This window comes from Bradyrhizobium sp. CCBAU 51627, from assembly GCF_028128765.1.
Lineage (GTDB): Bacteria > Pseudomonadota > Alphaproteobacteria > Rhizobiales > Xanthobacteraceae > Bradyrhizobium.
The window spans coordinates 68123-90633 of record NZ_LBJG01000009.1; the positions used below are offsets into that span (position 1 = coordinate 68123).

Annotated in this window: 22 protein-coding genes; 10 read left to right on the plus strand and 12 right to left on the minus strand. The window is 63.8% G+C overall.

The features are described from left to right. Nucleotides 1-223 precede the first annotated feature (223 nt). Nucleotides 224-1519 (plus strand): hemolysin family protein, encoded by a 1296-nt coding sequence (locus tag XH88_RS06015; RefSeq protein ID WP_271614498.1) that lies wholly within the window; start codon nt 224-226, stop codon nt 1517-1519. 175 nt (nt 1520-1694) lie between these two features. On the opposite strand, the gene XH88_RS06020 is transcribed toward XH88_RS06015, so the two are convergent. The 3 genes from XH88_RS06020 to XH88_RS06030 form a co-directional block, all read right to left on the minus strand. Beyond that, on the minus strand, nt 1695-1934 hold the full coding sequence (locus tag XH88_RS06020) for a PilZ domain-containing protein (RefSeq protein WP_271614499.1): 240 nt from the start codon (nt 1932-1934) through the stop codon (nt 1695-1697). A gap of 77 nt (nt 1935-2011) precedes the next feature. Beyond that, the gene (locus XH88_RS06025) at nt 2012-3709 is read right to left on the minus strand and encodes an FMN-binding glutamate synthase family protein (RefSeq protein WP_271614500.1); all 1698 of its coding nucleotides are present in this window, start codon (nt 3707-3709) and stop codon (nt 2012-2014) included. 340 nt (nt 3710-4049) lie between these two features. Next, the gene (locus XH88_RS06030) at nt 4050-4823 is read right to left on the minus strand and encodes a ferredoxin--NADP reductase (RefSeq protein ID WP_271614501.1); all 774 of its coding nucleotides are present in this window, start codon (nt 4821-4823) and stop codon (nt 4050-4052) included. On the opposite strand from XH88_RS06030, the gene XH88_RS06035 reads away from it, so the two are divergent. Continuing rightward, nucleotides 4822-4974: a hypothetical protein gene (locus tag XH88_RS06035; protein WP_271614502.1), complete on the plus strand. Its 153-nt coding sequence runs from the start codon at nt 4822-4824 to the stop codon at nt 4972-4974. The two genes, XH88_RS06030 and XH88_RS06035, sit on opposite strands and share 2 nt — an antisense overlap. Nucleotides 4975-5171: 197 nt before the next feature. After that, nucleotides 5172-6023 carry an ATP-grasp domain-containing protein gene (locus XH88_RS06040; RefSeq protein ID WP_271614503.1) on the plus strand — a complete coding sequence of 284 codons (852 nt, stop codon included), beginning with the start codon at nt 5172-5174 and terminating at the stop codon, nt 6021-6023. On the opposite strand, the gene XH88_RS06045 is transcribed toward XH88_RS06040, so the two are convergent. Further along, entirely contained in the window at nt 6020-6940 is a 921-nt protein-coding gene (locus tag XH88_RS06045) for an amino acid ABC transporter substrate-binding protein (protein ID WP_271614504.1), read from the minus strand. The genes XH88_RS06040 and XH88_RS06045 overlap by 4 nt on opposite strands. Nucleotides 6941-6952: 12 nt before the next feature. Beyond that, nucleotides 6953-8248: a dicarboxylate/amino acid:cation symporter gene (locus tag XH88_RS06050; RefSeq protein WP_271614505.1), complete on the minus strand. Its 1296-nt coding sequence runs from the start codon at nt 8246-8248 to the stop codon at nt 6953-6955. Nucleotides 8249-8456: 208 nt separating this feature from the next. Between XH88_RS06050 and XH88_RS06055 the strand changes: the two genes are divergently transcribed. From XH88_RS06055 to XH88_RS06075, 5 genes are all read left to right on the plus strand, one after another. After that, nucleotides 8457-9458 carry an NADP-dependent oxidoreductase gene (locus tag XH88_RS06055; protein ID WP_271614506.1) on the plus strand — a complete coding sequence of 334 codons (1002 nt, stop codon included), beginning with the start codon at nt 8457-8459 and terminating at the stop codon, nt 9456-9458. 150 nt (nt 9459-9608) lie between these two features. After that, on the plus strand, nt 9609-10451 hold the full coding sequence (locus XH88_RS06060; protein ID WP_271614507.1) for a cysteine rich repeat-containing protein: 843 nt from the start codon (nt 9609-9611) through the stop codon (nt 10449-10451). Between the two features lie 129 nt (nt 10452-10580). Then, nucleotides 10581-10796, plus strand: coding sequence for a hypothetical protein (locus tag XH88_RS06065; RefSeq protein ID WP_271614508.1), 216 nt, complete (start codon nt 10581-10583; stop codon nt 10794-10796). A gap of 190 nt (nt 10797-10986) precedes the next feature. Next, a complete protein-coding gene (locus XH88_RS06070) occupies nt 10987-12126 on the plus strand; it encodes an FAD-dependent monooxygenase (RefSeq protein WP_271614509.1) in 1140 nt (379 codons plus the stop codon). Then, a complete protein-coding gene (locus XH88_RS06075; RefSeq protein WP_271614510.1) occupies nt 12123-13736 on the plus strand; it encodes a benzoate-CoA ligase family protein in 1614 nt (537 codons plus the stop codon). The genes XH88_RS06070 and XH88_RS06075 overlap by 4 nt, the downstream gene beginning before the upstream one ends. Nucleotides 13737-13858: 122 nt before the next feature. Here the strand turns inward: XH88_RS06075 and XH88_RS06080 are convergent, their stop codons facing one another. Both XH88_RS06080 and maiA read right to left on the minus strand, forming a co-directional pair. After that, complete coding sequence (locus XH88_RS06080; RefSeq protein ID WP_271614511.1) at nt 13859-14371, minus strand: MarR family winged helix-turn-helix transcriptional regulator; 513 nt, start codon at nt 14369-14371, stop codon at nt 13859-13861. After that, nucleotides 14361-14993, minus strand: a complete 633-nt coding sequence (maiA, locus tag XH88_RS06085) for a maleylacetoacetate isomerase (RefSeq protein ID WP_271614512.1) — start codon at nt 14991-14993, stop codon at nt 14361-14363. Before maiA ends, XH88_RS06080 begins: the two co-directional genes overlap by 11 nt. A 185-nt stretch (nt 14994-15178) precedes the next feature. Between maiA and gtdA the strand changes: the two genes are divergently transcribed. Beyond that, the gene (gene gtdA, locus XH88_RS06090) at nt 15179-16219 is read left to right on the plus strand and encodes a gentisate 1,2-dioxygenase (RefSeq protein WP_271614513.1); all 1041 of its coding nucleotides are present in this window, start codon (nt 15179-15181) and stop codon (nt 16217-16219) included. 124 nt (nt 16220-16343) lie between these two features. On the opposite strand, the gene XH88_RS06095 is transcribed toward gtdA, so the two are convergent. The 4 genes from XH88_RS06095 to XH88_RS06110 all read right to left on the minus strand — a co-directional run bounded on the left by XH88_RS06095 (nt 16344) and on the right by XH88_RS06110 (nt 20515). Continuing rightward, on the minus strand, nt 16344-17162 hold the full coding sequence (locus tag XH88_RS06095; protein ID WP_271614514.1) for an ABC transporter permease: 819 nt from the start codon (nt 17160-17162) through the stop codon (nt 16344-16346). After that, nucleotides 17155-17928, minus strand: coding sequence for an ABC transporter ATP-binding protein (locus tag XH88_RS06100; protein WP_271614515.1), 774 nt, complete (start codon nt 17926-17928; stop codon nt 17155-17157). Before XH88_RS06100 ends, XH88_RS06095 begins: the two co-directional genes overlap by 8 nt. Nucleotides 17929-18111: 183 nt before the next feature. Continuing rightward, the gene (locus XH88_RS06105) at nt 18112-19116 is read right to left on the minus strand and encodes an ABC transporter substrate-binding protein (protein ID WP_271614516.1); all 1005 of its coding nucleotides are present in this window, start codon (nt 19114-19116) and stop codon (nt 18112-18114) included. A 34-nt stretch (nt 19117-19150) separates the two neighbouring features. Further along, nucleotides 19151-20515: an FAD-dependent oxidoreductase gene (locus XH88_RS06110; RefSeq protein WP_271614517.1), complete on the minus strand. Its 1365-nt coding sequence runs from the start codon at nt 20513-20515 to the stop codon at nt 19151-19153. Between the two features lie 108 nt (nt 20516-20623). On the opposite strand from XH88_RS06110, the gene XH88_RS06115 reads away from it, so the two are divergent. Continuing rightward, nucleotides 20624-21508 (plus strand): LysR family transcriptional regulator, encoded by an 885-nt coding sequence (locus XH88_RS06115; protein ID WP_271614518.1) that lies wholly within the window; start codon nt 20624-20626, stop codon nt 21506-21508. Nucleotides 21509-21705: 197 nt separating this feature from the next. Here XH88_RS06115 and XH88_RS06120 read toward each other — a convergent pair whose 3' ends face one another. Beyond that, a complete protein-coding gene (locus tag XH88_RS06120) occupies nt 21706-22509 on the minus strand; it encodes an enoyl-CoA hydratase-related protein (protein WP_271614519.1) in 804 nt (267 codons plus the stop codon). Nucleotides 22510-22511 lie beyond the last annotated feature (2 nt).

The following is a 22511-nucleotide window of genomic DNA, read 5'->3' on the forward strand; positions in this document are numbered from 1 at the left end:
GCTTCTATGATTGTCGGGAAAACCTAACTGGCGGCCACTAAGAGCCCGTTAAGTATCAGTCCGTAGTTCCGCGGAGTGTCAGGTCGTCGCGGGTCGGCTCGAACGCGTGCAGCTGTGAGGTTCCCTCGCGGAGTGGATGCGACAGCATTCCCAGCACTTCCCCCCAAAATACCTATATCAATGCGTGTGGTGCGAAGCCACACTCCGTTACCCTGGAACATCAATGCTCACCGTCGAACTCATCATCGTCATCGTTCTGATCGTCATCAACGGTCTGCTGTCGATGTCCGAGCTGGCCGTGGTCTCATCACGCCCGGCGCGACTGTCGCTGCTTGCCGCCAAGGGCGTGCGCGGCGCCGAGCGCGCGCTGATTCTGGCCGCCGATCCCGGCAAGTTCCTTTCGACCGTGCAGATCGGCATCACGCTGGTCGGCGTGCTGTCGGGCGCCTTCTCCGGCGCGACGCTCGGGCAGCGGCTGACGCAATGGCTGATCGAGCTCGGCCTGTCCTCAGGCATCGCCGACATCGTCGGCGTCGGCATCGTCGTCACCATCATCACCTATGCGACCCTGATCGTCGGCGAGCTGGTGCCGAAACAGGTGGCGCTGCGTGACCCTGAGAGCATCGCGGTCAAGGTCGCGCCGGCGATGCACGTGCTGGCGCGGGTCTCGCTGCCGCTGGTGTTTCTGCTCGATGTCTCCGGCAAGCTGATCCTGACGTTGCTCGGCCGCGGCGGCAAGGCGGAGAAGGTATCGGAAGACGAGATCCATCATCTCGTCAGCGAGGCCGAGAACGCCGGCATCCTCGAGCCCGGCGAAAAGGAGATGATCGCCGGCGTGATGCGACTCGGCGACCGGCCGGTCGGCGCCGTGATGACGCCGCGCACGGAGGTCGACGAGATCGATTTGAACGACGACCAGGACGCGATCCAGGCGCTGATCGCCAAGAGCCCGCATTCGCGCTTTCCCGTTTGCGACGGCGATCGCGACAACCCGATCGGAGTGCTGCAGGCCAAGGATCTGCTTGTCGCCTATATGCGCGAGCGCACGCCCGATTTGCGCGCGCTGGTGCGCGAGACGCCGATCATCCCCGCCTCCGCCGACGCGCGCGACGTGCTCGCGATCCTGAAGGCCGCGCCGGTGCACATCGGCCTCGTGCATGACGAATACGGCGGGTTCGAGGGCGTGGTGACGGCGGCGGATATTCTCGAGTCGATCGTGGGCGCCTTCCATTCCGAGGAGGGACCGCCCGAGCCGGCTTATGTGAAGCGCGCGGATGATTCTCTGCTCGTCTCCGGCTGGATGCCCGTTGACGAGTTCGGCGACCTGCTCGGCATCGAGCTGCCGCCGCATCACCGCTACAACACGGTGGCCGGCCTCGTGCTGCAGCAGTTCAATGCGCTGCCTGATGTCGGCGACGCCTTCGACTTCGCCGGCTGGCATATCGAAGTGGTCGATCTCGACGGGCGCAGGATCGACAAGATCTTGGCAACGCGGCTGAGCGAAGTGGAGACGGGATAGCCCCCACTGTCGTCCCGGCGAAGGGACCCATAACCACCGAATTGAGTTTGACGAAGACGGTTAGTTGCGTGGTATTGCGACCTGCCCGCGATCGATAGATCACGCGGTATGGGTCCCGGCCTTCGCCGGGACGACGGCTGAGTGTTTGGCGAGAACTCGGCTCACGGAAAAACTCTCACCCGAATCGCACCCCGATCCGCTTCTCTTTGCGCCACACCACCCTGCAGGCGAGATACGCTCCATCGGCTTTGATGGCGAGGGTGAAGTGCTCGGGAATCCCGACCGGGCTGGTCACGTCGAGCGCCGCGCCGGTGTCGGAAAAATTCCTGACGGTGCAGTCGATCGCGCCGCCGCCGAACTCGATGGTTCCGGCTTTCAAGACACGATGCCTGGGTTTGTCGCGCCGCTCGTTCATGTGCGCAATGTACACCCAAAGTTGAACCAAACCTTAAGTGCCAGCCCAATGGCGACAATTTTGTGCAACCCGGGCGCTTATGGCGCCGGCTGGAACGTCTCCGCCCGCGCCATCCGCCAGGCATCGCGGAACCGCGGGTCTTCGGTGCCTTCAAGCAGCTCGCCCGGGCGCAGCGCCGGATAGAGCTGGGCGAAGGATTTCACGTCGGTCGTCGAGGTGCGCTGGGTGAAGTGGATCGGGCGCAGCTCCTGCGGATGCTCCAGGCCCGCCGCGGCGATCAGTTCGGTCAGCGATTGCAGCGTGGCGTGGTGGTAATTATGCACACGATCGATCTTGAGCGGCACGTAGAGCGCGCGTGCCCGGGTCGGATCCTGGGTCGCGACCCCGGTCGGACATCGGTCGGTATGGCAGCTCAGCGACTGGATGCAGCCGAGCGAGAACATGAAGCCGCGCGCCGAATTGCACCAGTCGGCGCCGATCGCCATCGCGCGCGCCATGTCGAAAGCCGTCGCGATCTTGCCGGAGGCACCGATCTTGATGCGGTCACGCGCGTTGATGCCGACCAGCGCGTTGTGGACGAAATTGACGCCCTCGCGCATCGGCATGCCCAGATGATCCATGAACTCCAGCGGCGCGGCACCGGTGCCGCCCTCGTTGCCGTCGACGACGATGAAGTCCGGATAAATGCCGGTCTGAAGCATCGCTTTGCAGATCGCCAGGAACTCCCAGGGATGGCCGATGCAGAGCTTGAAGCCTGCCGGCTTGCCGCCGGAGAGCTTTCGCATCTCGGCGATGAACTGCATCATGCCAACAGGCGTGGAGAAGGCGCGGTGCGAGGCCGGCGAGATGCAATCCTCGCCCATCGAGACGCCGCGGATCTTGGAGATCTCCTCGGAGACTTTCGCCGCCGGCAGCACTCCGCCATGGCCGGGCTTGGCGCCTTGGCTGATCTTGAGCTCGACCATCTTGATCTGGTCGCGGCTCGCAACGCGCGCAAATGCCTCCGGATCGAAGCTGCCGTCGCGATGGCGGCAGCCGAAATAGCCAGAGCCGATCTCCCAGATGATGTCACCGCCCATCTCGGCGTGATAAGGGCTGAAGCCGCCCTCGCCCGTGTCATGGGCAAAGCCGCCCTTCTTGGCGCCGGCATTGAGCGCGCGCACCGCATTCGGGCTGAGCGCGCCAAAGCTCATCGCCGAGATGTTGAACACCGAAGCTGAATAGGGTTTTGCGCAATCCGGCCCGCCGATGGTGACGCGAAACTTCTCCTCGGCATGCGCCTTCGGCGACACCGAGTGATGCATCCACTCGTAGCCCTCGCGATAGACGTCCTCCTGGGTGCCGAACGGACGCTTGTCGAGCTGCATCTTGGCGCGCTGATAGACCACCGCGCGGGTGTCGCGCGAGAAAGGCATGCCGTCCTTCTCGCTCTCGAAGAAATATTGCCGCATCTCCGGACGGATCTCTTCGAGCAGGAAGCGGATATGCGCCGAGATCGGGTAATTGCGCAGCACCGCGTGGCTCTTCTGCATGAGATCGCGGACGCCGAGCAGCGTCAGGGCACCGAAGATCAGGATCGGGACCAGCAGGATGTCGAAGATCTTGCGGTCGGCGATGCCGATGCCGACCAGCAGCGCCGTGACGACGGCGCACATCGTCAGGACGATGAAGCGCGGCGAGAAAGGAAGCAGCAGGATTTCGGCGATCCCCTCTTCCGCGAGCGGCAACCGTTTTGGAGATTCCTGCGTCTTGGTGTCGTCGGCCACGATTGCCATCCTCTCGCCAGCTTGGAGGCGGTACGATACGCCCGCGCCTGTCATACGGATATGACGCAGCACTTGTTTCAGGCTAGCGAATTCGACGGGCGCAGATCAATCCGCCGAGAGGATGGGACTATTGCAGTGCAGCAGATAGGGGAAGATCAAGGGGTGGCTGGCCGGGCAGGATGCCTTACCCACCCGTGTCGTCCTGGCGAAAGCCGGGACTCGTCACCCCTGAACGGGGTCGTGCGAAGACTGACGACGACCCAGTCTTCGCCAAATTTGACTCGGTGGCTATGGGTCCTGGCTTTCGCCACCGCGGCATCGAGACGACGTCCCCGAGAGCGAGCGCCAATCAGCGCTCCACGAAGGCCTTCTCGATCACGAAATGGCCGGGCTTGTTGCCGGAGCCCTCGATGAAGCCACGGCTTTCGAACATCACCTTGAGCTCTTCGAGCATCGCCGGGCTGCCGCACATCATGATGCGGTCGGTTGCGATGTCGAGCGGGCCTTGGCCGATGTCGTTGAAGATCTGCTCGGAGTTGATGAGGTCGGTGATGCGGCCGCGGTTCTTGAACGGCTCGCGGGTCACGGTCGGATAGTACACCAGCTTGTCCGCGAGCAGCTCGCCGAACAGCTCGTCCTCGCGCAGATTCGCGACCAGCCTCTCGCCATAGGCGAGCTCGGAGACCTGGCGGCAGCCGTGCACCAGAACGATGCTCTCGAACTGGTCGTAGACCTCGGGGTCCTTGATCAGGCTTGCGAAGGGCGCAAGGCCCGTGCCGGTCGACAGCAGCATCAGCCGCTTGCCGGGAAGCAGATTGTCGGTGATCAGCGTACCGGTCGCCTTGCGGCCGACCAGGATGGTGTCGCCTTCCTTGATCTTCTGCAGGCGCGAGGTGAGCGGGCCGTCCTGCACCTTGATCGAGAAGAACTCGAGCTCTTCCTCGTGGTTGGCGCTCGCCATGCTGTAGGCGCGCAGCAACGGGCGGCCATCGACCTCGAGGCCGATCATGGCGAACTGACCATTCTGGAAGCGGAAGCCGGTATCGCGCGTGGCGCGGAAGCTGAACAACGTGTCGGTCCAGTGCTGGACGGAAAGGACCTTCTCTCGGTAAAACGCGCTCATGATTTTCGATATTCCGAATGTCTGCGGTTTTAGGGCAAAAGCGTTGCCCGGCCCTGAAAACGGGGCGGACACCATCGCCATGGCGGAGGATTTCGCGTGTGTGATCTACGCCATTGAGATCAATAATCAACCTGAAACGGCATGCAATTGACGCCGATCAAATGCGCATTTCGGCTTGAAATCACTAAAGAATTAACGATTTTCTCTTCCATGCCGCATTGCGGCAATTTCTTTGCTCAAATGGCCATCGGAACAGCACTTAATTTCCGTCGGCCCTCGCGAAAAAGTCATTAAGGGTGTCGCAAGGCCGCGACACACTCGGCGGCGATCCGGCAAAATGGTTCGACAATGCCCCCTCGTGAACGGATCTTCGTAACGGCGATACGGCACTATTGTGCACGTCACGGCATCCCCTTGGATGTGCGCGCCGGCGGCTGGCTGATCGCGATGCGCCGGGGCGAGATGCGCCGATTCGCCTTCGGCTACGATATCGGGCTGAACAGCGCGATCGCGCACCGGCTCGCCAACGACAAGTCGGCGACCTCAGAGGTGCTGGAGATGGCGGGCGTGCCCTGTATTCCGCATCACCTCTTCCTCAACCCGAAGCTGGGCAAGAATGTTGTCGGCCCCGCCTGGCGCGAGGCCATGATCGAGTTGCTTCACAATCATCCGCAAGGCGTGGTGGTGAAGCCGAACGAGGGGACATCGGGGCGCTCGGTATTCAGGGTGGCGACAGAGGCGGACCTCGACCTCGCGGTTGGCGAAGTCTTTTCCATGAGCGCCGGGCTCGTAATCTCGCCCTATGTCGCGATCGAGGATGAAGTCCGTGTGATCCTGCTCGATGGCGTGCCTCTCATCGTCTACAGCAAGCAGCGCGGCTCGGATTGGCGGCATAATCTCGACGCCGGCGCAAAGCCGGTGTTGCTGGAGGATGGCGCGGATCGCTCGGCTTGCGTGAAGCTCGCGATCGATGCCGCGAGCGCCATCAGCATCGCCTTCGCGTCCATCGACGTGGTGCGTGTCGACGGCGATTGGCGCGTGCTGGAGATCAATTCCGGCGTGATGATGGAGGCGCTGGGCAAGCTCCATCCGGAGCTGGTGCAGGCGACGTATGACGCGGCGCTGGACCGGGTGTTCGGGAAAGGCGGCACGAGCGATGGCCTATCACCGTCATCCCGAGAGAGAAGCAACTGCCGCTAGTTATTCGCGCTCGCGGAATCGTCCATCGCCTTGAAGGCTTCTTCCAGTTGCAGCGAGATCGGCACGTTCATCCGCTCGCCGGTCGGCATCCGCGCCATGAACCATTTGTTGTAGAGCGGCACGAGATCGTGATTGGAGCCGAGCTTGCGGAAGGCGCGCTCGACCACGGCCGAGAGTTGCGGCTCGCCCTTGCGGAACATGATGCCGTAGGGATCGTAGGACAGATAGTCGCCGGTGACGCGAAACTTGTCCTGCGACTTGTGCCGGACGATCAGGCCCGAGAGCAGTATGTCGTCGGTCGCGAATGCGTCGGCCTTGCCGTCGACCAGCATCTGGTACGACTGTTCGTGATCGGCGCCGACGACGATGGTCAGGCCCAGCGAGAACTTCTGGTCGGCGGCCCGGATCGCCTGCTCGTTGGTGGTGCCCTTCGTCACCACGATGGTCTTGCCCTTCAGATCGGTCAGCGACTGCGCGCTGGAGGCTTTGGGCACCATCAGCTTGGTGCCGGCGACGAACATCAGCGGCGAGAACGCGACGCGCCTGCCACGCTCCGAGTTGGCCGTGGTCGAGCCGCACTCCAGATCGATCTTGTTCTGGAGCAGCGCGTCGATGCGGTCATCCGAGGTGACCTTGACATAGTCGATTCTGAGATTGGGATCGTCGACCTCGGCGCCGATCTCCTCGACGATAGCCTCGCAGAGTTCGAGGCTGTAGCCGATCGGCCTGTTAGCCTGATCAAGGAACGAAAACGGCGGCGAGCTTTCGCGGTAGCCGAGCCGCACGGCGTGCGCGTTCTTGATGGCCGACAGCGTCGGGCTGAGCCCTTCGCTGCTGCCGGTCTGGGCGAAGGCGTCCGTTGCCAGCAGGCACGCCGCCAGCAACAGGCCGCTCGAAATCGCCGTCAGAGGGCGCATGACGCACTCCCGTCAATGGCCGGCCAGCGCAGGCACTTCGCCCGGCACCATGTCGCCGGGCACGACGTCGCCCGGTCCCATCGCATGCTCGGGTCCGAGCTCGCCCTCCCACTTCGCGACGACCGAGGTCGCCAGCGTGTTGCCGATCACGTTGGTGGCGCTGCGGCCCATGTCCAGGAACGTATCGATGCCCATGATCATGAGCAGGCCCGCCTCGGGGATGTTGAACTGCGCCAGCGTCGAGGCGATCACGACGAGGGAGGCACGCGGCACGCCGGCGACGCCCTTCGAGGTGATCATCAAGGTCGCGAGCAGCGCGAGCTGTGTGCCGAGCGGCATGTCGATGTGATAGCTCTGCGCGATGAAGATACTGGCGAAAGTGCAGTACATCATCGTGCCGTCGAGGTTGAAGGAATAGCCGAGCGGCAGCACGAAGCTCGAGATCCGCGACGAGGCTCCGAAACGGTTGAGGCCTTCCAGCGTCTTCGGGTAAGCCGCTTCCGAGCTCGCGGTGGAGAACGCGATCATCAGCGGCTCACGAATCAATCGCAACAGATGGCTGTATCGCGGTCCGATCACGATGAAGCCGACGACCACCAGGATGCCCCAGAGGATGAACAGCGAGAGATAGAAGCCGCCCATGAACACGACGAGCTTCCAGAGCACCAGCAGACCGTTCTTGGCCACGGTCGCGGTGATGGCGGCCCACACCGCGAGCGGTGCGAACAGCATCACATAGCTCGTCACCTTCAGCATGATGTGGCTGATGTCGTCGATCAGCGCCAGGATCGGCTTGGAGCGCTCGGGCAATGCACCCATCGCCACCGAGAAGAACACGGCGAAGATCACGATCTGCAAGATCTCGTTCTGCGCCATCGCGTCCGCAATCGAGGTCGGGATCAGATGGGTCAGGAACTTCTCGATCGAGAAGGCGGAGACCGGCAGGCCGGTCGATTGGCCCGCCGCAGGCAAGGTGCCCGGAAAGTTCGCGCCGGGCTGCAGCAGATTGACCATCAGGAGGCCGAGCAACAGCGAGACGAAGGAAGCGCTGACGAACCAGCCCATGGTCTTGGCGAAGATGCGGCCGAGCTTGGCGCCCGAGCCCATATGCGCGATCCCGCCGACCAGAGTGGCGAACACCAGCGGCGCGATGATCATCTTGATCAGGCGCAGGAACATCATGGCGATCAGGTTGATGGCGGAGGCCCACTCGGCGCGGGTATCGGGCAGGAAATTGTAGATCGCCGAGCCCACGATGATGCCCAGCATCATCGCTGCCAGAATGTATTGCGTAAACCTGTTCGACATTGCTTACCCCCACGTACACCGGCGCTTCATGATGTCGCAGATGTCAGAGCGACGCAACACGCTTTGCGTGTGGGCGCGTTGGCCGGATGTTCCCGTTGTGAAATGGAACGGCGCGATCTAGCCTTCGTGCAGCGCACAACAATGCGGTCTGCACGTTTTCTTTGCGGCACCTGCATCAATAATCGCCAAGCAACGAGGGGAAAACGCCATGACGAGCAACGTCAATCGCCAAATTCTTCTGGTCGAAAAACCCAGCGGCAAGCTCGGGCCCGAGCATTTCAGGATGGTTGAAGGCGCCACGCCCGAGCCGAAGGACGGTGAAGCCTTGCTGCGGGTACGATACATCTCGCTCGATGCTGCCAACCGCGCCTGGATGCACGGCGCAACCTATCGCTCGGCCGTCGAGGCCAACAGCGTGATGGCCGGCGGCGCCATCGCCGAGGTCGTCAGTTCGAAGGCCGAGGGGCTTGCGCCCGGCGACCTCGTCTTCGGTGACACCGGCTGGCAGGAGTTTGCCGCAGTGCCGGCAAAACATTTGACGAAGATGCCGAAGCTCGAGCCGATGACGCATCTGCTCAGCGTGTTCGGCATCGCCGGTCTCACTGCTTATTTCGGCCTGCTCGAGGTCGGCAAGCCGAAGGAGGGGGAGACGGTCGTAGTCTCCGCGGCCGCAGGCTCGGTCGGCTCGATCGTCGGGCAGATCGCCAGGATCAAGGGATGTCGCATCATCGGCATCGCCGGCGGCGCGGACAAGTGCAACTGGCTGACCTCCGAACTCGGCTTCGATGCCGCCGTCGACTACAAGGACGGCGCAGTGTTCAAGGCGCTGCGCGCGGCAGCGCCAAAAGGCATCGACGTCTATTTCGACAATGTGGGCGGCGACATTCTCGAGGCCTGTCTTCCGCAGATGAACAATTACGGTCGCATCGCCTGTTGCGGCGCGATCTCGCAATATGACGGCGCGCCGTCGGCGCACGGCCCCCGCGGCGTGCCCGGCCTGATCGTGGTGAAGCGGCTCATCATGCAGGGATTCATCGTGATGGACTACATGAAGGAAAGCCAGCGCGCGCTGGCCGACCTTCAAGCCTGGGTCAAGGCCGGCAAGCTGAAGGTGCAGGAAGATATCATCGATGGCCTTCAGAACACGCCGAAGGCGCTGATCGGATTGCTCGCCGGCGAGAACCGCGGCAAGCGCATGGTCAGGCTCTGACGACCTAGTTACGTCGCAATTCTGCGCATATGATCTACTTGCGGTGGTGGCGAACGCGGCCAAGGATGCCGCACGCGGCATCGGCCGCGAGATTGTTTACATTACTTTTAATAATGCGTCGGCGTTACCGACAGGGCAGGATTCGTTCAAATGTTCAACATGTTGAAACATGCATCGACGCGTCACGCGTTGCTCGCCGCGGCACTCTTCGCAACCGCAACAAGCGCATTCGCGCAAGCGCCGACCGAAGCTCAGAAGAGCGCCATCCGCTCCGCCTGCCGCTCGGATTTCATGGCGCATTGTGCGAGCGTGACGCCCGGCGGCGTCGAGGCGTATCAGTGTTTGCAGAGCCACATGTCGAGCCTGTCGGCGGGATGCCAGACCGCAGTGCGCGCCGTCGAGCCGGCCGCAGCGCCGAAGACCGAGGCGGCGCCCGCCAAATCCGAGCCGGCCAAATCCGAAGCTGCCAAACCCGAACCGGCAAAGACCGAAGCAGCGCCCGCGGTCGCACCTGCGGCGAAGCCGACCAGCGCCGCTCCGAAAGCCGCCGCGGCCAAGCCGAGCAGCGCACAGGTTGCGTTGGTCAAGAGCGCGTGCCGCGCCGATTATTCCAAGGTGTGCGCCAGCGTCCCGCCGGGCGGTGCGCCCGCCCTCGAATGCCTGGAGAAGAACAAGACCAAGGTCTCGCCGGCTTGCGAGAAGGCCGTGACGGCGGCCGCAGGTGGCGGCGCGTCAGCGGGGGCTGCACCGGCGGCCGCTGCCGCACCGACCGCCGGAGCAGCACCGGCGGCCGCGCCTGCCGTGATCGTTCTCCGTTCGCTCAGGCCACGCGAAGAGTTGTTCGTCGCGCGCTCCGCCTGCAGCGCCGACATCCGCTCGCTCTGCGCCGGGGTCGCGCCCGGCGGTGGCCGCGTCGTGCAATGCATCGCCAGCAACGCAGCGTCGCTGTCGCCAGCGTGCAGGGACGTGCTGGCGCCATTTGCGGCGCGATGATGCGCCAAGGCACAGACACCGGCACAGGCACAATGGTGAACTGCGTCCACGAATGAATTTTCGCGCGCCTGCCACGACCAATCTTTTGCGGATATCCGATTTCAATCACGTCAAGACCGGGAGGACAATATGCGTTCATTGCTACTCGTTGCTTCTGCGGTTCTCGCCTTCGGAGCGACCATGACCTTCGAAGCGTCCGATGCCAATGCGGTGGTGTGCGCCCGCGGCGTCTACCGCGCCGGTTGCGCCGGATCGAACGGAGCCGTCGTAGTCCGCCACCCCGTGCCGGTAGTCCGCTGCACGCGGGTGCTGGTGAATGGGGTCTACGTGAAGCGCTGCGTCTGACGCCCGTGTGGCCAAGCCGACGCGGTTTGGCTATGATTCGCACCTGACGGTTTCGGGCCCGTGGAAAGCCGGTGTCCGCGGCTGTGCTGCGCCGCACCTCGCCTTGTCGGTAATTCCGCTGGCGTGGGAGGCCGGAGCCCATTAGTCTACCCTGAGATAGTAAGTATACTGTCAATTAGGGAGGCAGACGTTGCGGATCGCCGTGATTGGTGGGGGGCCCGGTGGGCTCTACTTCGCCTATCTCTGGAAGAAGCGTCACCCCGAGGATCAGGTCGACCTGTTCGAACAGAACCCGGCCGACGCGACCTGGGGCTTTGGTGTCGTGTTCTCCGACCAGGCCCTGGAATTCCTGCGCGCCGACGACCCCGAGACGGTCGATGCGATCGCGCCGCATATGGAGAGCTGGCAGAACATCACGCTGAATCTCGGCGGCGACAGCGTCGCCATCGATGGCGTCGGTTTCTCCTCGATCGGCCGGCTCGAGCTCTTGCAGTTCCTGCAGCAGCGCGCGCTCGCGGTCGGCGTCATCCCCCGCTTCGACACACAGATCCAGGCCATCGACCAGCTCAATGGCCACGACCTGATCGTCGCGGCCGATGGACTCAACTCCATGGTCCGCCGCACCTTCGAGGGCGATTTCGGCACTTCGCTGTCCTACTCCTCCAACAAATTCGTCTGGTACGGCACCTCGAAGCGCTTCGACACGCTGTCGCAGACTTTTGTGAAGACCGATCGCGGCGCCTTCAACGCGCATCACTATCGATACTCGCCGACCATGAGCACCTTCCTGGTCGAATGTGACCACGCGACCTGGCAGGCCTATGGCTTCGCCTATAAGGACGTCGAGCAGTCCAAGGGCGTGTGCGAGGAGGTGTTTGCCGATACGCTCGGCGGCCACTGCCTGATCTCGAACAAGTCGGTCTGGCGCAATTTCCCCTGGGTGTGGAACGAGCACTGGTCGTTCAAGAACATGGTGTTGATCGGCGATGCGCTTCACTCGGCGCATTTCTCGATCGGCTCGGGCACGCGGCTCGCGATCGAAGACGCGATCGCGCTGGTCAAGGCGCTCGAATCCGATGCGCATCTGTCGACCGCACTGCATCGCTACCAGGCGACGCGCAAGCCGGTGGTGCAGAAGCTCGTCAATGCGGCCCGCACCAGCGCGTTCTGGTACGAGCACTTTGCCCAGCACATGCAGCTCGGCCTGATGGACTTCGCCTATAGCTACATCACCCGCTCCGGCCGCATCGATGATTCCCGATTGCGCGCGATGTCGCCGACCTTCATGGCCCGCTACGAGGCCCAGAAGAATGCCGGAGACGCGGCATGAGCAACGAAATACGCGACAAGGTGCCCGCCGACAGCGCGGGCGTCCGCGAAATCGGCTTTGCCGTTCCGGACCTCTACAACGCCAGCCGCGTGGTGTTCGACAATCTCATCGAAGGGCGCGGCGACAAGCTCGCGTTGATTGGCCCGGCAGGCACGCGGACCTATGCCGAGCTCTGTGCGGACGCTTGCCGTTGGGGCAACGGCTTTGCATCGCTCGGCCTGAAGCGCGGCGATCGCGTGCTGCTGTTCCTGGACGACACGCCGGCTTATCCGGCCGCCTTCTTCGGTGCGGTGCGCGCCGGCTTCGTGCCGCTGCTGATCAACACGCTGACGCCACCGGACCTCTTACAATTCTATCTCGCCGATTCCGGTGCGGCCATTGCGGTCGCTGATGCCGAGTTCTGCGCGCGGTTCAATGCCGAGGCCTGCAAGGACACGGAACTGCGCACGCTGATCATCGTCAACGGCGATGTCGGCGACCACGCGGCGCGGAACGCGATCGCTGCCGCAGACTGGCTCTCGCAATTCCCATCCGAGCTAGCCGAAGCTCCGACGCATCGCAACGAGATGGCGTTCTGGATGTACTCCTCCGGCTCTACCGGCCGTCCCAAGGGCATCGTGCATCTCCAGCACGACATGGCCTACAGCGAGGCCGCCTTTGCGCGGAACGTGCTGAAGCTGACGCCGCACGACATCTGCTTCTCCGTGCCGAAGATCTTCTTCGCCTATGGCTTCGGCAATTCCATCACCTTCCCGTTCTCATCAGGTGCCGCGACGTTGCTGCTGCCGGGCCAACCGAAGCCGGCGGCGATCTTCGCTGCGATCGAGCAGTACAAGCCGACCGTCTTCTTCGGCCTGCCGACGCTCTACACCTCGCTGACCAAGGCGGACGGCGCAGACAAGACCGACTTCTCATCGCTCCGCATGGCGCTCTCGGCTGCCGAAGTGCTCTCCGCCGAAGTCTTCAACGGCTGGAAGTCGCTCACCGGGCTCGAAATCGTCGAAGGCCTCGGCTCGACCGAGGTGCTGCACATCTATCTCAGCAATAGCCCCGAGCGGAAGAAGCTCGGCGCCGCCGGCCTGCGCGTGCCCGGCTACGAGGTCGCGCTGCGGGACAAGGACGGCCGCGACGTCGGCGACAACGAAGAGGGCATCTTGTGGGTGCGCGGCGATTCCAACACGCCGCTGTACTGGAACCGGCCCGACAAATCCGCCGAGACCATCCGCGAGGGCGGCTGGATCTACACCGGCGACCGCTTCGTCCGCGACAGCGACGGCTTTCACTTCTTCCGTGGCCGCGCCGACGATCTCATCAAGATCTCGGGCCAGTGGGTCTATCCCCTCGAAGTCGAGCTTTGCCTCGCCGATCACCCCGACATCCGCGAATGCGCGGTGTTCGCGGCCGAGCTGCCGGATCGCCGCATGACGCTGAAGGCAGTGGTCGTGATGAACAACCGCGCGACGGATCAGGGCGAGGCGACGCGGCGGTTGCAGGACTACGTCAAGGGCAAGCTGCTGCCCTACAAATATCCGCGCGAGGTGATTTTCATCGACGAGTTGCCCAAGACTGGCACGGGGAAGATCGACCGGCAGGCGTTGTTGCGGATGTAGCTCCCACTGTCATCGCCCGGCTTCGACCGGGCGATCCAGTATTCCAGAGACAGCAGTAATGGAGCCGAGAAGCCGCGGCGTACTGGATTACCCGCTTTCGCGGGGAATGACAGCGGAGAATTTCATCCCGCCTTCCCCAGATGCTCCAGCGCATCCTCCGCCCGTAGCGGCACGCGCGAGGCCTCGTTGTTGAGATCGACGAGCTGCGACATGAGCCCCATCAGCGCCTTGCGATCCGCAGGCCTGAGCGGCTCCAGCATGCGGGCCTGCGCACGTTCCACGGCGGGAATGATCTCGCGCAGGATCGCGGTCCCCGATTTCGTCAAATAGAGCAGCTTGATCCGCTTGTCCTCCGGCGCCGGCCTGCGCTCGACAAAATCCTTGGCCTGGAGACGCTCGATCACGCTGCCGAGCGTGGAGCGATCGAAGGCGATCACGGCCGAAAGCCGCGTCGCATCGATGCCGGGGCGGGTGTGGATCGCGATCAGCGCCGCATATTGCACCGGCGTGAGGTCGAACGCCTTGCACTCCTCCATGAAGATCGAGACCGCGATCTGCTGCATGCGTCGGAACAGATAGCCCGGCGCGGCATAGACCGCATCCATCGTGATCGGGGGAGAAGGCTTACTCGGCATCGGGCTGCTTCTCCGGTGCGGCGTTGGCGAACGCCGGCAGCGCCTTGGCGGCGGCCTCGGCCTTCAGCAGGCGCGGATAGGCGGCGACATCAACGCCGAAGCGCCGCGCGTTGGCGAGCTGCGGCACCAGGCAGAGATCGGCCAGGGTCGGCGCATCGCCAAAGCAGAACGGCCCGGGCTCGTCCTTGATCAAGGTTTCACAGGCGGACAGGCCCTCGCGGTTGACCCACGCCGCCCAGTCCAGGACTTTCTCCTCGGGCAGGCCGAGCTCTCGCAGCCGCGCCAGCACCTTCAGATTCTGCACGGGATGAGTATCGCAGGCGATCGCCAGCGCGAATGCGCGCACCTTGGCGCGGCGCAGCGGATCCTTCGGCAGGAGCGGCGAATTGGGATGGGTTTCGTCGAGCCATTCGATGATTGCGACCGACTGGGTCAGCACCGCACCCGCATCGTTCTCCAGCGCAGGCACGAGGCCTTGCGGGTTGATGGCGAGATAAGCGGGCGCGCATTGCTCGCCCTTGCGAAGATGGTGCGGCAGGTGCTCCGCACCAAGGCCCTTCAGATTCAATGCGATTCGCACGCGATAGGCGGCGCTGGAGCGGAAATAACCATGCAGCTTCATCGGAACCCTCCCTGTCGTTTGTCATTCCGGGCGACGCGCCAGCGTCGAATCCGGAATCTCGGGATTCCGGGGTTCGGCTCTTCGAGCCGCCCCGGAATGACTCCCTTATACATAGCGCCGTCACGTTGACGCTACCGAGATTGTCAGTATACTGTCAATTAACAAAGCGATCTGGAGCAGCAGCCATGGAAGCGGTGACCAAGACGCCGGAACGCGAGGCGTTCTACCGGAAGATCGACGGCGAGAATCTCACCGCGCTGTGGACGGTGATGAGCGATCTGATCACCCCGGAGCCGAGGAGCGCTTGCCAGCCGCACCTCTGGAAGTTCGATGTGATCCGCGACTACATGACGGAAGCCGGCAAGCTGATCACGGCCAAGGAGGCCGAGCGCCGCGTGCTGGTGCTGGAGAACCCCGGCCTGCGCGGCCAGTCCAAGATCACCACCTCACTCTATGCCGGCGTGCAGATGGTGGTACCCGGCGACGTCGCGCCTGCGCACCGGCACAGCCAGTCGGCGCTGCGCTTCGTGCTCGAAGGCAAGGGCGCCCACACGGCCGTCGACGGCGAGCGTACCGCGATGGAGCCCGGCGATTTCATCATCACGCCGTCGATGACCTGGCACGATCATTCCAACGAGACCGACCAGCCGATGTTCTGGCTCGACGGCCTCGATATCCCACTGGTGCAGTTCTTCGACTGCTCCTTCGCGGAAGGCTCCAAGGAAGACCAGCAGAAGATCACAAAACCCGCCGGCAACAGCTTCGCGCGCTATGGCCATAACCTGCTGCCGGTCGACGTGAAGCGGACGTCCAAGACCTCGCCGATCTTCAGCTATCCCTATACTTACACGCGCGAGGCACTGGAGAAGGCCAGGACGAGCCAGGAGTGGGACGCCTGCCATGGGCTGAAGCTGAAGTTCAGCAACCCCGAAACCGGCGATTTCGCGATGCCGACGATCGGCACCTTCATCCAGCTGCTGCCGAAGGGGTTCAAGACCGCACTCTATCGCTCGACGGATGCGACCGTGTTTTGCCCGATCGAGGGCAAGGGTCGCAGCCGCATCGGCGATGCCGTGTTCGAATGGGGCCCGCGCGATCTGTTCGTGGTGCCGAGCTGGCATTGGGTGGCACACGAGGCGGACGAGGATGCCGTGCTGTTCAGCTTCTCGGACCGGCCGGTGCAGCAGAAGCTGGATCTGTTCCGCGAGGACCGTGGCAACGCCTAAGGGTAACCGCTCCATCCTCCGTCATGGCCGGGCTTGACCCCGCCACCCACGCCTCACCCGCGGTACCAAGAACGCGGATGCCCGTGACAAGCCCGGGCATGACGACCTCTGTTGTCGAGCCAAGCTATCGCCAGCGCAACAACCGCACCTCGAGCCAGCCGATCACCTTCCCCACCGCAAGCCCGAACACCGACAGGATCACCACGCCCGCGAGCAGCTGGTCCGTCTGCATCAGATTGCCGGCCTGCAGCACGAAGGCGCCGATGCCATATTGCGCGCCGATCATCTCGGCACTGACGACGAGCAACAGCGCGACGGACGCCGTGATGCGGAAGCCGGCGAGGATCGCCGGCAGCGCGCCCGGCCAGACCACCTTGCGCACGATGGTGGCGAAGGGAACGTTGAAGCTTTGCGCCATGCGGATCAGGTTGCGCGGCACCGCATCGACACCGCTATAGACCGAGATCGCGGTCGAGAAGAACACGCCCAGCGCAATGGTCGCGATCTTCGGCTCTTCGCCGATGCCGAGCCAGAGGATCAAGAGCGGCAGCAGTGCAATCTTCGGGATCGGGAACAGCGCCGAGATAAAGGTGATGCCGACGCTGCGCGCAAGTCGCGACAAGCCGATGGCGAAGCCGACCACGACGCCGGCAGCGGTGCCGAGCAGCCAGCCGACGCCGATGCGCAGCAGCGAGGCCGACAGATGCTGCCAGAGCGCGCCCGACATCGCGAGTTCGTAAATCGCCCGCACGATCGCCGATGGCGCCGGCAGGAACAATGGATTGACAAGTTTGGCGCTGCCCGCCGCCTGCCAGATCGCGATCACCAGCGCGAGCGCGATCCAGCCGCCGAACCGACTCGATGCAGGCACGAAGCCGGCGCCGCGGAAGCGGACACGCCGCGTCGTCTCGTCCTTTGCCGGCAGACCCGCGCGATCAAGCATGCTGGACCTCGCGCTCGGCATCGATCGCCTCGTTGCGGATCAGCGACCAGATCTGATTTTGCAGCGCCAGCAGCTTTTCGCGCGCAGCCGCTTCGCCGCGCTCGGCACGCGTCATCGGCACGGTAACGACCTCGCGGATGCGCCCGGGCCGGCGCGACAGCACCACGATACGATCAGCAAGGCGCGCCGCTTCTTCGAGATTGTGGGTGACGTAGACCGCGCCCATGCCGCCGTCGGCGAGCAGACCGACGAAATTCTCCATCAACAGCTCGCGCGTCTGCGAATCCAGCGCCGACAGCGGCTCGTCCATCAGCAGGATGGCGGGCTTGACGGCAAGCGCGCGCGAAATCCCGACGCGCTGGCGCATGCCGCCGGAGAGCTGTTTCGGATAGGTTCGACGAAAATCGGTCAGCCCCGTGCGGCGCAGGGCATCGTCAACCAGCGCGCGGCGCTGTGCGGCCGTGAGCTGGGTGTGCAGCAGCGGGAATTCGACGTTCTCCTCGACGGTGGCCCAGGGCAGCAGCGCAAAGTCCTGGAACACAAAGGTCAGCGGATTGAGACTGTCCGCCGGCGGCGCCCCGCGCAGCTCGGCCGCGCCAGACGTTGGCTGCAGCAGGCCGCCGAGGATCGACAGCAGCGTGCTCTTACCGCAACCGGAGGGACCGACGATCGCGACGACCTCACCGGCGCTCACCGTGAAGGAGACATCGTCCAACACGGCAAGATCGCCGAAATGGTGGGAGATGCGGTTGGCGATCAGGTCCATGGGGTGCGCGCTCTCACTCTTGGTCCGTCATTCTGAAGCGCTCGGCTTGCGGCACGCCGCAAGTCGAGCCTCGAAGGACGTGCGGTCCGGATGCAGCTCGGCCGTGCATCCTATGAGGCCCGGCGCCAATACACTGCGCTACTCGCACCGCAGGATGACGGGGAGAGAGTCGCCCACGCATCATCAATCCGCCTTCACATAATCCTTGGCGATGATCGTATCCGCATCAAAGCCCTTGTCGGCAAACCCCTGCTGCTGGAGCCATTTGATCTGATTGTCGACGTTCTTGACGTCGAGCTTGCCGTCCGGGTCGATATAAGCGCAGTTGCCGACCACCTGCTCGACCGGCAAATTGGTGTACTTCGCGACGATCTCCAGCAGCGGTTTTGTCTTGTCGTTGATCGGGGCCACACCATCCTTCATCGAGGCCAGGATGACGTCATGATATTCGCGATCGGCCTTGGCGAGGACGCCAAGGAATTTCGTCACCAGTGCCTTGTTGGCCAGCGTCTTCGGCGAGGCGAACACCGCGCCCAGCTGCCAGGGCGTCTCGTCGCCGACCCAGCCCAGGAATTTTGCACCGCCTTCGTCCATCAGCTTTCGTGCAGTCGAGACCGGCAGCAGCGCCGCATCGACGGTCTCGCCCTTCAGCGCGGCGGCTGCGTTCGACAATGATTGCAGCGGCACGATCTTCACGTCCGAAAGCTTGAAGCCGTATTTGTCCGCGAGCAGGCCCAGCGAATAGTGAAAGCTCGATCCGACCTGCGTCATCGCGATGCGTTTGCCGGCGAGATCCTTCGGCGTCTTCAGGCCGGCGGCGTAGGCATTGTTGCTGGCGAAATAGCCGATCAAGGGATAGCCGGGCTTCTCGCGACTCATGCCGCCGATCACCTTCAGCACGCCCTTGCCGGCGAGATTATAGAGACCCGCGGTGAAGGCGGTGACGCCGAAATCGACGTCTCCCGAGGTGGTAGCAACCGCGATCGGCTGCGCCGCGTCGAAGAATTTGAGCTCGATGTCGAGGCCGGCCTCGCGAAAGTAACCCTTGTCCTGCGCGATGAAAACAGGCGCGGACGACGACAGGCGGAGCACGCCGATCTTGGCCTTCAGTGCGTCCTCGGCCTGGGCCGTGCTCATCGCCATCATCGCCAAAAGGCTGGCTGCCGCGAGCCGCGCAATCCCGATCATCCCGCTTCCTCCAATGGTTCTTCTTGCAGTCCGTTTACAGGCCCCTTGGCACGGGCTGATCCCGCCCGATGAAGGCGCCCTGTTGTTTCAACGTTTCCTGCAATTTTTCAATGGGGATTTCGCGTGGAATCCGGTTTCCGGACAGCGACAGCGCGGCCGCGGAACCAGCGGCCTCCCCCATCACGAAACAGGCACCGGACACCCGCGCCGCCGACTGACCTTCATGGGTCATCGAGGCGCAGCGGCCGGCGACAAGAAGATTGTTGACGCCTTCGGGCACCAGCATCCGGTATGGCAGCTCGTTGTAGCCGCGCGATTCCGGGATCGGCGGAAAGGTGAAAACGACGTCGCCGGGCACATGCGCTTCGATCGGCCAGCCATTGACGCCGATGGAATCCTCGAACGAGGCGCAGCCGAGCACGTCCTCGCCGCTGAGCTGGTAGCGGCCCTTGATGCGGCGGGTCTCGCGGATGCCGAGCTGGGGCGGCAGGTCGACGATGTAGGATTTTTCAAAGCCCGGCACGGCGCGCAGGAATTCGAACGCGGCCAGCGCCTGCCTGCGGCCCTCGATCTCGCCGCGGGTGAGATCGTCGGGCTCGACACCGTTGATGGCATGACCGTCCTCGCGGGCGACTTGCGTGAAGTTCACCCGCCATTCGATGCCGGATTTCTGCGGCCGCACGATTGCGCTCTTGCGCGGGAATTTGTGGGTGCCGGCCACCGTGGCCGCTTCCATCAATTGCGGAATGGTCCGCCAGGCATCGCCCGCCCTTACGGGGTCGATGCCGTTGAGGCGCAGCATCATCGACGGGTACAGGGGATGGCCATGCTCGTCGCCGATCTCGAACGGCGCACCGGCCCAGACGGCGAGATCGCCGTCGCCGGAACAATCGATAAAAATCTCTGCGCGCACCGCCTGCCGGCCCGCCTTGGTCTCAACCATCAGTGCATCGATGCGGTTGTTATCACCCATCACAACGCCGGCGCCGAGCGCATGGAAGAGAATGTGCACCTTGTGGCTCGCCAGCAATTCGTCGGCCGCGATCTTGTAGGCCGCGGTGTCATAGGCCTGGGCAAAGACCTTGCCGAGGATCAGATGCGGCGCGTTGAGGCCGTTCAGATGATCGATCCGCGCCAGCAGATCGGATGCCAGGCCCTGCACCAGCCTGACGGCCTCGCCATGGACATTGCCATGCAGACCGCAGAAATTGGTGACGCCGGCCGCGGTGCCCATGCCGCCGAGAAAACCATAGCGCTCGATCAGCAGCGTCTTGCGCCCCGCGCGCGCGGCTGAGGCCGCAGCGACGATGCCGGCCGGGCCGCCGCCGAGGACCACGATTTCATATTCGCCATAGAGCGGCACCTGACGTGCCGGTTCCTCGATCATCGTGGCCCGCATCGCGCGTCCCGTCCCAACTTCCTTGCTTGGGCCGACTATGAATTAACTCGCAACGAGCTACAATCCACCAAAATAGACGATCAGCTTTCGCGAATCGAGAAAGGTCAAATGGACATCCTCGTGAACCTGCAGGCCTTCCTTGCGACTGCGGACGCGGCGGGTTTCTCGGCCGCCGCGCGAAAGCTCGGCGTCTCGACCTCGGTCGTTGCAAAACGCGTCACGCAATTGGAGACGCGGATCGGCATCTCGCTGTTTCATCGCTCGACCCGCCAGTTGCGGCTGACCGAGGCGGGGCAACGCTACGTCCATCGCGCGCGCGGCGTCGTGACCGACGCCACCGATCTGCTCTCGCGCATGGGCGAGAAAGGTCACGATCTCGTCGATCATCTCCGCATCAAGGCGCCAACCTCGCTGACGGTCGCACGGCTCGCGGATGCCTTCAGCGCCTTCCAGACACAGAACCCTCGGCTGAAGCTCGAGATCGTGCTGATCGACCGCCCGGTCGACCCTGTTGCCGAAGGCTTCGACATCGCGATCGGCGCCTTTCCGCATTCCTTCGGTGGCGTCGTCGACGAGCCGCTGGTGCCGTTGAAGCGACTGCTCTGCGCCTCGCCGGCATACCTGAAGAAGCACGGCACACCCAAGCATCCGCGCGACCTCGTCGAACATCGCTGCCTCAGCTTCATGCCGACAGGCCCGGAATGGATCTTTGACGGGCCGCGCGGCCGCATCAGCATCCAGGTCAGCCCGCTACTGTCGTCGAACGAAGGACATGTGCTGGCGCGCAGCGCGATCTCCGGCAACGGCATCACGCTGATTTCGCATTATCTGGTTGCGGATGCGTTGCGTGACGGCGCACTGAAACAGGTGCTGCGCGACTTTCCGATTCCGGAATTGTGGGTGAAGGCCGCGATCCCCGAGCGGCGGCGCAATGCGGCTGCGGTGCAGGCGCTGCTGACCTTGCTGAAAACCTCACTCGCGCCGTCGCTATAGGCCGGGTCGCGCCGCTGTCACAACATGACGGTTTGCTCTCGAAGGATGGACTTGAGAGAAGCGTGGCTTAGCCCCGCTGTCATCGTCCGGCTTGACCGGACGATCCAGTATTCCAGAGACGCCAAAGGGATACGGAGAAGCCGCGGCGTACTGGGTCGCCCGGTCAAGCCGGGCGACGACGACGACGGCGTGCGCGGTCAACCCTTCCCGCCGCCCCACTTCGCCGCGCGCTTCTCGGCGAACGAGGCCAGTCCCTCCGCCGCCTCCGCACTCTGGCGCTTGAGGGAATGCAGCTGCACGAGCCGCGTGTAAGCCGCATCGTCCACTGCCATTCCGCCGAACGAGCTTTCCAGCGCCAGACGTTTGGTCTCGGCCAGGGCCTCCGGGCCGTTGGCGAGCAACTGCTCGACCACCTTGCTGCCTGCGGCATCGAGATCAGCCAGCGGCACGACGTCGTGGACGAGACCGATGCGGCGGGCGTCCTCGGCGCCGAAACGTTCGCCTGTCAGCGCGTAACGGCGGACCTGCCGCACACCAATGGCGTCGCAGAGCTGCGGGATGATGATCGCCGCGGTCAGGCCCCAACGCACCTCGGTGATGGAGAACAGGGCGTTGTCGGCGGCGATCACGACGTCGCAGGCTGCAATCACGCCGGTGCCGCCACCGAAGCAGCCACCTTGCACCAGGGCCACCGTCGGTATCGGCAGCGTGTTGAGCCGCTGCACGGCCTCGAACGTCGCCCGCGACGCCGCCTCGTTAGCCTCAGCCGATTGCGGCCGGACGCCGTTGATCCATTTGAGGTCGGCGCCGGCCTGGAAATGCTTGCCGTTCCCTTTGAGCACGACGATACGAAGATTGGGCTTCTTGCCCAGCTCGTCGATCGCCGCGAGCACGCCGGCGATCAGGGCACCGTCATAGGCGTTGTTGACCTCCGGCCGGTTCAAGGTGACGGTCGCAACCCCACGCTCATCGAGGGTCCACAGCACAGGGTTGGCATTCATCG